This is a genomic window from Marinitoga sp. 1135, from assembly GCF_013363245.1.
Lineage (GTDB): Bacteria > Thermotogota > Thermotogae > Petrotogales > Petrotogaceae > Marinitoga > Marinitoga piezophila.
The window spans coordinates 37,428-46,878 of record NZ_LBEZ01000013.1; the positions used below are offsets into that span (position 1 = coordinate 37,428).

The window sequence follows — 9,451 nt, forward strand, 5'->3', positions numbered from 1 at the left end:
TATGAAGGATATTAATGATATAAACTATGATGAAATAATGGTTAATCAATCGATGTTCGATTTTAGAAATGAAGCTAAATACGCTTTTAAAACACCTCCTGGGTTAAATGAAAAGGTTATTAGAGAGATTTCAGAAGCAAAGAATGAACCTAAATGGATGTTAGAACATAGATTGGAAGCTTTTAAGATTTTCGAATCTTACCATGAACCGAATTTTGGTGTAGATATTAAAAATCTTGATTTAAGTAAAATAGTTGCATATATGAAACCTGATGCCAAAAAGGCTGCAACATGGGAAGAGGTTCCTGAGGAAATTAAGGATACTTTTGAAAAATTAGGAATTCCTGAAGCAGAAAGAAAGGCTTTAGCTGGAGTTGGGGCACAATATGATTCAGAGGTTGTTTATCAGCATATTCAAAAGGAATTAGACGAACTTGGGGTTATCTTCCTTGATATGGAAACTGCTGTAAAGGAATATCCTGATTTAATAAAAGAATATTTTATGAAACTCGTGCCTTCATATAATCATAGATATGCAGCTTTACATGGAGCATTATGGAGCGGCGGCTCGTTTTTATATGTTCCAAAAGGTGTAAAGGTTCCTTTGCCATTACAGGCATATTTTAGAATGAATAATCCTGGAATGAGTCAGCTTGAACATACTTTGATTATTGCAGATGAAGGGGCAGAGGTTGAGTTTATTGAAGGTTGTTCTGCACCATTTTATAGTGTAACCAATTTACATGCTGGTATGGTTGAAATATACGTAAAAAAAGGCGCAAAGATGAAATATTCCACCATTCAAAATTGGAGTAAGAATACATATAATCTCAACACCAAGAGGGCTATTGTTGACGAAGATGGTTCTATGGAATGGGTTTCCGGTTCTCTTGGAAGTTTTAAAACTATGCTTTATCCTATGACTATCTTAAAAGGTAAAGGCGCAAAGAATAGCAGTATTACATTAACATATGCCGGACCAAATCAACATCTTGATACTGGTTCAAAGGTATTTCACCTTGCACCATATACAAGTTCTGTTGTTAATGCAAGAAGTATTAGTATTGGTGGCGGTTGGGCATTTTACAGAGGTTGGGTGAAGATTGCCGAAAGTGCAAAAGGAGCTAAATCTTCTGTTGAATGTAATGCTTTAATGCTTGACAATAAATCAAAGAGTGATACTGTACCTTTAATTGAGGTGTTTACAGATGATGCTGATGTTGGACATGAAGCTAAAATTGGAAGAATCAGTGAAGAACAGATATATTATTTAATGTCAAGAGGTCTTAGCGAAGCGGACGCAAAGAGCATGATTGTAAGAGGGTTTATTGAACCGTTAGTAAAGGAATTGCCACTTGAATACGCATTGGAATTAAATAAATTAATTAATCTTGAAGTTGAATCCTCTATAGGATAAGCTTCAGTGGAGGTGAATTTTTAAATGTACGAAAAAGCGCTTATTTTAAATCATAATGATTTTTTGGCTACAGAATGGGAGGTTCCTGAGATAAAATCAGATAATGATTATGGTATAATTGAAATAGAAGAAGCTGAGAAATTTTACACAAGTAATGAATTAAAAAGTTTTAGAAGAAAAAGATTTGAAGAATATAAAACTTTAGGATTTCCAAAGTGGAAAAGGAGTAAATTGGAAGGTTTTAATCCTTTGCCATATGTTGCAAAGTTTAATTCTTTAATGTCAGATAATCTTAAATCAATTAATGATATAGATAATAAAGGTATTGAAATCTTAAATAATATGGATTTTGATGGTTCACACAGAAAATTTTTGTTAATGAGCGACGTGTTTTTTAACACAGGCTTCTATTTAAAAACTAACAAAAACCAGAATAATGAGGTTTATTGGATAAAAGAGGTTATTGATAAATCTCCATTATATGGTCTTGAGGTAATATATATTGATGAAAATAGTGAAGCTACTTTAATTAGATTTATAGAATCAAAGGGAAAGGGTACAAAGATTAAAACGTTAAGAGGAAAGCTGGAAGAAAATTCAAAATTAACTGTAATAAATATAAATCTTTTTGATAACGACATTTCAACAGATAATATATTTTTTGATGTAGGAAAAAATGCACAATTAACTGTTTATGATATTAACATCGGCGGAAAGGTTACTGCACCACATATTGTAACTCGATTAGCAAGTGAAAATGGAAAGGTTAATATTTATCCATATTATCTTACGCAGGATGATGAAGTAATAGATATGTTTTATCTTTTAAGATATTATGCACCAGAGACTATTGGACATATTGTAGGACGTGGCGTTTTGATGGATTCTTCAAGGGTTATATTTAGAGGGAATCTTGACATTAAAAAAGGTGCAAAGAATGCTGAAGCTGAAGAGCAGGATTTTAATCTTGTTTTATCTGAAAAGGCTAAAGTAATGGCTTTCCCTTCATTATATGTTGATGAAAACGAAGTTAATGCTGGACATGCTGCAAGTGTAGGAACAATAGAAGAGGATAAGCTTTATTATATGATGACAAGAGGATATTCCAAAAATGCTGCTAAAAAGGAAATTGCTTTTGGGAATTTTGAACCGGCAATAGAGGTTATTGAAGAAATAAATTCTAAATATGCGGGGGCGTTAAGAGATGTTATCGAGAGAAGATTTGATAAGGAGTTTTCCAATTCTTGAGAGAGAGATTAATGGAAAAAAATTGGTATATTTTGATAATGGCGCAACAACTTTGACACCTGTTGAAGTTACTAATGCCATAAAGGGTTTTTATGATTATCATAACGCAAATGTGCACCGTGGTGCGCATATGCTTTCAAATGAAGCCACAGATATGTATGAAAGTTCAAGAAAAGCTGTAGCAAAGTTTATTAATGCTAAAACAAGCGAAGTGATTTTCACAAGGGGAACAACAGAGTCTATAAACCTTTTTGCATATTCCATAGGCAAAAGCGGTTGGTTAAAAGCCAAAGAAGTGCTTATTACTACTATAGAACATCATTCTAATTTTGTCCCATGGCAACAGTTAGCCTCTACATTTGATTTTACTGTTCAATATTATAATCCAGAAAATGGAATCTTTAACCTTGATGAATTTTTAAAAAATGTGAATGAAAACACAAAACTAATTTCAATAACGGGATTATCAAATGTCACAGGTCAGGTAATCCCTATTGAGGAAATTATAAAATTTGCTCATGAGAAAGAAATCTTAGTTCATGTTGACGGTGCTCAATTGGTTCCACATTTTGGAATTGATGTAAAGAAACTCGATGTTGATTTTCTTTCATTTTCAGGGCATAAGATGCTTGGACCTATGGGAATTGGAATATTCTATGGCAAGAAAAAACTTTTAAAGAAATTGCCTCCTTTTCATTATGGCGGAGAAATGATTAATTGGGTTAGCATTGAAAATACAGATTTTGCTGAATTGCCAGAAAAGTTTCAGGCTGGAACACCAAATGTTGGTGGTGCTGTTGGATTAAAGGCTGCTATTGATTATATAAACAAAATTGGAATAGATAATATTATTGAACATGATAAAAGATTAACTGAGTATGCTAATAAACGATTTAAAGAATTGGATTTTGTCACTGTTTATGGTCCAGAAGATAAAACATCAATTATTACATTTAACGTGGATAACATTCATCCACACGATGTTGCACAGATTTTAAGCGATAAGTTTGGTATAGCTGTAAGAAGTGGTCATTTGTGTGCTCAGCCTTTATTAAAACAGCTTGGAACAAAATCTGTGTGTAGAGCCAGCTTTTATTTTTACAATACAGAAGAAGAGGTTGATAGGTTAATAGAAGGATTAAAATATATCAGGGAGTGGTTGAGATGAGTTTAGAGGATTTATATTCTGATATTATTCTTGATTATGCAAGAAATCCACAATTTCAGGGTGAAATTGATGACGCAACAATTTCTGAAGATGGAAAAAATTTATCCTGTGGTGATGAAATAACGCTATTTTTAAAAGTAAAAAATGGCAAAATAGAAGAGGCAAGATTTAAGGGACATGGTTGCATTGTCAGTCAATCTTCAGCTGCTTTAATGTGTGAAGCAATTACCGGAAAAAGCTTAGATGAAGCTGAAAAAATCCTTGAAGAGGTTGAAAAAATGGCACAGGGTGAGGATTTTGATGAAGAATTGGTTGGTAATCTTGTGGTTTATTCTGAGATATCAAAATTTCCGGTAAGGGTTAAGTGTTTTACTCTTGCCTGGCATACACTTGAAAATGCGCTGGAAGAAATAGAGGAAGGTTAAAATAACCTTCCTCCATTTTTTTTCTAAAAATGTTTATAAAAATAAAATGCTATGTTATAATTATCATGGAGGGAAAATAATGGATATTATAAGAGAAAATAAATATATGTGGAAAGTTGAAAAATTTAAAAATATGAAAGTTCCTGTTTATGTTTTAACCGATTCCCAAACTATTCGTAGCCAGGAATATCATGAAGCTATTATGCAATTGGTTAATGTTGCTACATTACCAGGGATTGTGAAAGGTTCTTTTGGTATGCCAGATATACATTGGGGTTATGGTTTTCCAATAGGTGGTGTCGCAGCATTTGATGCTGATAGTGGTATTATTTCTCCTGGCGGAGTTGGATTTGATATTAATTGTGGTGTTAGAATAATGACTACCTCTCTCGAATTTTCAGAGATAAAAGATTATATAGATGAGATACTAACCAGAGTTTATAATGAAATTCCTGTTGGCGTCGGCTCCAGAACGAATTTTAAATTGTCTGTAAAGGAAATGAAGAAAATCCTGAACAATGGTGTATATTGGGCAATAAATAATAATTACGGTTTGGCAGAAGATTTGTATAATATTGAAGATAGCGGTAAAATTAAGTACGCAGATGCGGATTTTGTCAGTGATGAAGCGATAAAAAGAGGAGCAGATGAATTAGGGACTCTTGGATCTGGAAATCATTTTATTGAAATCCAGATTGTTGAAAAGGTTTTCGAGAAAGAAAACGCTGAAAGATACGGTCTTTTTGAAGGTCAAATTGTATATATGATTCATTCAGGTTCAAGAGGTCTTGGACATCAGGTTGCAACAGATTATATAAAAATTTTCAGAGATAATTTAAAAGATTGGAATAAAAAAATTCCAGATAAACAGTTAATAAATGCTCCTTTTAAAAGCAAATATGGTCAGGAATATTTTTCTGCAATGAATGCTGCTGCCAATTTTGCTTTTGTTAATAGACAGATAATGGGACATAAAATAAGAAATATTTTTAAGGATTTATTTGATGTTGAATCTAAATTGTTATATGATATTACGCATAATATAGCAAAATTGGAAAAGCATAATGTTGATGGTGAAGAGAAAGAGTTAATTGTTCACAGAAAGGGTGCTACAAGAGCGTTTCCGGACCAAATAGTGTTGATTCCTGGAAGCATGGGAAGTTCTTCATATATTTTGCTGGGTACAGAGAAATCTATGAGTATTGCATTTGGCTCATCTGCTCATGGAGCAGGGAGAGTTTTAGGTAGAAGACAGGCTAAAAGAAGATTAAATTATAAAAATGTTTTAAATTCAATGAAAGAAAAAAAGATAAAGATAATTTCAAAATCAAAAAATACCATTATTGAGGAAGCACCAGAAGTGTATAAAGATGTAGATTCTGTTGTTGATATCATAGAAAAAATTGGAATATCCAGAAAGATTGCAAAGTTAACCCCCGTTGGAGTTGTAAAGGGTTAATCAAATTTAAAAGGTATATTCAATTTAAATCTTTAAAACTGTAAACTTTTATTTCTATAATTTAAATAAAGAAATAAAAGAAACGGGGGTAATAATATGTATGCGAAGTTTGAGTGTATAGATTGTATAGTTTCTCAGATAAAAACAATTATAGGAAAGAACTTTGATTATCTCGATGAAAAGGAAAAATTTGATTTGATGAAGTCTGTTTCTACGGATCTTTTAAAATATTCAGAATATGGAAAAAGACCTATAGAATTGGCAAGGGTTATTTATGAGAAGCTTGGAGAAAAGTCTGAAACTAAGACACATGACTTTTATAGAGAAGAAAAACAGGCGTCAAATGCATTATTTTTAGAGGCTTATGATGAATTGTATAAGTTTTTAAAGGATTCTGATGAGCCGTTGAAAAATGCAGCAAAGTTATCTGTTCTTGGAAATGTTATAGATTATGGAATAAAAAATTCCTTTGGAGAGTTAGAATGGGAACTTGAAAATAGTTTAAAACTAAAGAATTTTTCTCTGGATGATTTTGATTCTTTTTATGAAACGCTTCAGGAGGCAAAAATATTATTATATATTCATGATAATGCAGGAGAAATTGTTCTTGATAAGTTGTTTATAAAAATGATAAAGGAAGAATTTCCTGAAGTACATATTATTTCTGCTGTAAGAAGTGCTCCTGTAATAAATGACGTTACTTTAGAAGATGCAAAGGAAGTTGGATTAGAAGACGTGGCATCAGAGGTAATTGAAAGTGGAAGCAAGATTCCAGGTACATTATTAAGCGATGTTAATCAGGAATTTTTAATTGCGTATAAACAGGCTGATATTATTATCTCAAAGGGTCAGGGGAATTTTGAAGGTCTTAATGGAGAATCTGAAAAGATATACTTTGCATTAATGGCAAAATGTCCTGTTGTTGCTCGAGAATTAAAGGTAGATGTTGGGGATATAATCTTTTCAAGAAAGAATCTTTTTGTAAAATAAATCCTAAAATCTTATATTAAGGGGGTATTATGATGAAGAAGCTTTTAGTATTGTTGGTTGCATTGTTGTCTATTGCTATCTTTGCAGCACCAACACATCTTGTTATTTTCCACATTAACGACACACATGGACATGTATGGCCATATGGTGAGTATCACAATCCTGACATTGGTGGTTTTGCAAGAATTGCAACATTGGTAAATCAGGAAAGAGCAGTTAATGATAATGTATTATTCTTACATGCTGGTGACGTAAACACAGGTGTTCCAGAATCAGATCAATTAGATGCAATTCCGGACTTTGTTGCATTACATTATATGGGTGTAGATGCAATGGCTTTAGGTAATCACGAATTTGATAATCCTTTAAGCACAACATTTATGCAACAGAGATATGCTGGATTCCCATTCCTTTCAGCTAATTTTGTTACAAAAGACGGAAGACAGTTATTCAAACCATATATCATTAAAAATGTTGGTGGAGTTAAGGTTGCTATATTAGGTGTTACAACAGAACAGACACAGGTATTGGAACCACTTCACTTAAATGGCGGAAAATTCTTAAATGTAGAAGAAACAGTTAAGAAATACTTACCAGAATTAAAGAAAAAAGCTGATATTGTTGTTGTATTAGGACATCTTGGTTATGGTAAAGATGATCAACCACTTGGTGTAAAATACACAACATCAGATCAATTAGCAAAAGATGTTAAGGGTATTGATATAATTATTGACGGACATTCACACACATTAATGAATAAAGCAGCATATATCAACAAAACAATTGTTGTTCAGGCTGGTGAATGGGGTAAATATCTTGGAAGATTGGATTTATGGGTAGAAAATGGAAAAATCGTTGATTACGAATGGGCAGCAATTCCTATTAACTTAAAGAAATATTTAGGAAAAGACGAAAATGGACATTCAAAATATGAATACGTAACAGAACCAATTCCAGAAGATCCATTTATCAAAATGATTGCTGATTACTATTATTCATTAGGTGCAGAAGAATTAAATAAAGTTGTTGGAGAAACAAAGATATTATTAGATGGTGAAAGGGCACATGTAAGAAGTGGAGATACAAATCTTGGCCACTTAATTACAGATGCATTAATCTGGAAAACAGGTGCAGATGTTGCATTGCAGAATGGTGGAGGAATTAGAGCTTCAATTCAACCAGGACCAATTACATATAGAGATATTTTAACTGTATTACCATTTGGAAATACAACATATGTATTTGAAATGACAGGTGCAGATTTAATGAAAGTATTAGAATACGCAGCAACAATACCAGCTGGTAAAGGTGCATGGTTGCACGTTGGTGGTATGACATACAAGATTAAGGATAAGAAACCTGTTGATGTTATGGTAAATGGAAAACCAATAGACTTAAAAGCTACATATAAAGTAGCAGCTAATAACTACATTGCTGGTGGTGGAGACGGTTATAAGATGTTAAAAGGATTAAAAGGATTCGATACAGGATTTGTTCTTGCTGATGTTGTAAAAGAATACATTCAGCACTTAGGAACAATAGAAAATTATGATAATGCACCAAGAGTAGTTGTTGAAAAATAATAAGTTTTAATTGTATCCCTCTGGTATAAAACCAGAGGGGTTTTTTTTAGTAGTATATACGGTCGTTGCAGACTCACGTCCGTGTTTGTCCTTTTGTGTTGTTGATTGAGAAAAATAAAAACTTCCTCAAACGACTTGGTTGCTAATCCTCGAAATTTATCTTTGAAAATAGAAAAATAATATTCACTCAGACGGCAAGAATTTCTGATCCTTGCTCCATTTGAAAATTTTTTGTGTTGGAAAAAATAAAAGCTCTTTCAGGCAACTTGAGTGCTGATCTTCGAAAATTGTTCGTTCTCAGGGGTCGTTGCAGACTCACGTCCGTGTTCGTCTTCACTCAAAATCACATCCGTGTGATTTTGCCCCCTTCCACTCACAATTTTCTCAGGCACTCTGCGAGCCTTCACTCGCTTTTATTTTTTTCAACTATCCTGTCATCACCGCTTCGGGAAAATCTTAGTCTTCGCCCCTATTTTACTATTTACAAAATAAGGCGAAAGCATCATTTTGTTTTGATATGGTATAATTGAAGAGTAGGAGGTGGAAGTGATGAGGATGTTTTGTACATCAGGACCAGTTGATAAGAAAACATGTTATTATGTGGAAAGACCGGATATAACGGAAGAAGCGCTTAATCATATAGAAAGATGGGAATATTTTAATATAATAGCTCCTGCACACTCTGGAAAAACAACTTTTTTAAGAATGTTAGAAGAAAAAATAAAAGACAAATATTTACCTATGTATGTATCATTTAAAGATTATAAAAATATAGAGAATTCCGAAGATTTTGTAAATAAATTTTTTGAAAGTATAGAAATAAACAATAAACTTAAACGATTAAGAGATATTGAAAATTATTTTTATGAACTTCACGAAGAACAGAAAAAAGATATAATATTAATGATAGATGATTATAATGAATTGGATAATAAAGAAGTATTAAATGATCTTTTGCATATAATAAGAGCAATGTTTCATAAAAAAGAATTATATGGATTAAGAAGTGTGATAATATCAGGAACAGAATACATACCAATATTTCCGGATGATCCAGCAAGTCCATATAACATAGCATATGAAATGGAATTTCCATACTTTACAAAAGAACAGGTATATGACTTACTTTCACAACATGAAAAGGAAACAGGGCAAATATTC

The 9,451-nt window shown here is 32.4% G+C and carries 8 protein-coding genes; all 8 read left to right on the plus strand.

What is annotated here, in order from left to right:
- The first annotated feature begins 1 nt into the window (after position 1).
- Positions 2-1,417: a Fe-S cluster assembly protein SufB gene (gene sufB / locus XO10_RS06450; protein ID WP_303048671.1), complete on the plus strand. Its 1,416-nt coding sequence runs from the start codon at positions 2-4 to the stop codon at positions 1,415-1,417.
- Positions 1,418-1,441: 24 nt separating this feature from the next.
- Positions 1,442-2,665, plus strand: coding sequence for a SufD family Fe-S cluster assembly protein (locus tag XO10_RS06455; protein ID WP_175421303.1), 1,224 nt, complete (start codon positions 1,442-1,444; stop codon positions 2,663-2,665).
- Positions 2,622-3,833, plus strand: a complete 1,212-nt coding sequence (locus tag XO10_RS06460; RefSeq protein ID WP_175421304.1) for an aminotransferase class V-fold PLP-dependent enzyme — start codon at positions 2,622-2,624, stop codon at positions 3,831-3,833. Before XO10_RS06455 ends, XO10_RS06460 begins: the two co-directional genes overlap by 44 nt.
- Positions 3,830-4,258, plus strand: coding sequence for a Fe-S cluster assembly sulfur transfer protein SufU (gene sufU / locus XO10_RS06465; protein ID WP_075780615.1), 429 nt, complete (start codon positions 3,830-3,832; stop codon positions 4,256-4,258). Before XO10_RS06460 ends, sufU begins: the two co-directional genes overlap by 4 nt.
- 79 nt (positions 4,259-4,337) lie before the next feature.
- Positions 4,338-5,717, plus strand: a complete 1,380-nt coding sequence (locus tag XO10_RS06470; protein WP_175421305.1) for an RtcB family protein — start codon at positions 4,338-4,340, stop codon at positions 5,715-5,717.
- A gap of 96 nt (positions 5,718-5,813) precedes the next feature.
- Entirely contained in the window at positions 5,814-6,707 is an 894-nt protein-coding gene (locus tag XO10_RS06475) for a DUF89 domain-containing protein (protein ID WP_175421306.1), read from the plus strand.
- A gap of 32 nt (positions 6,708-6,739) precedes the next feature.
- Complete coding sequence (locus XO10_RS06480; RefSeq protein ID WP_014296780.1) at positions 6,740-8,290, plus strand: 5'-nucleotidase C-terminal domain-containing protein; 1,551 nt, start codon at positions 6,740-6,742, stop codon at positions 8,288-8,290.
- Positions 8,291-8,839: 549 nt separating this feature from the next.
- Positions 8,840-9,451 (plus strand): AAA-like domain-containing protein (locus XO10_RS06485; protein ID WP_175421307.1); only part of this gene is annotated, 612 nt, incomplete at its 3' end.

Excerpts from the sequence above, each read along its gene's own strand:
- XO10_RS06460 (WP_175421304.1), top strand. The coding sequence starts at position 2,622 with ATGTTATCGAGAGAAGATTTGATAAGGAGTTTTCCAATTCTTGAGAGA.
- XO10_RS06455 (WP_175421303.1), top strand. The coding sequence starts at position 1,442 with ATGTACGAAAAAGCGCTTATTTTAAATCATAATGATTTTTTGGCTACA.
- XO10_RS06480 (WP_014296780.1), top strand. The coding sequence starts at position 6,740 with ATGAAGAAGCTTTTAGTATTGTTGGTTGCATTGTTGTCTATTGCTATC.
- XO10_RS06475 (WP_175421306.1), top strand. The coding sequence starts at position 5,814 with ATGTATGCGAAGTTTGAGTGTATAGATTGTATAGTTTCTCAGATAAAA.
- sufB (WP_303048671.1), top strand. The coding sequence starts at position 2 with ATGAAGGATATTAATGATATAAACTATGATGAAATAATGGTTAATCAA.
- sufU (WP_075780615.1), top strand. The coding sequence starts at position 3,830 with ATGAGTTTAGAGGATTTATATTCTGATATTATTCTTGATTATGCAAGA.
- XO10_RS06470 (WP_175421305.1), top strand. The coding sequence starts at position 4,338 with ATGGATATTATAAGAGAAAATAAATATATGTGGAAAGTTGAAAAATTT.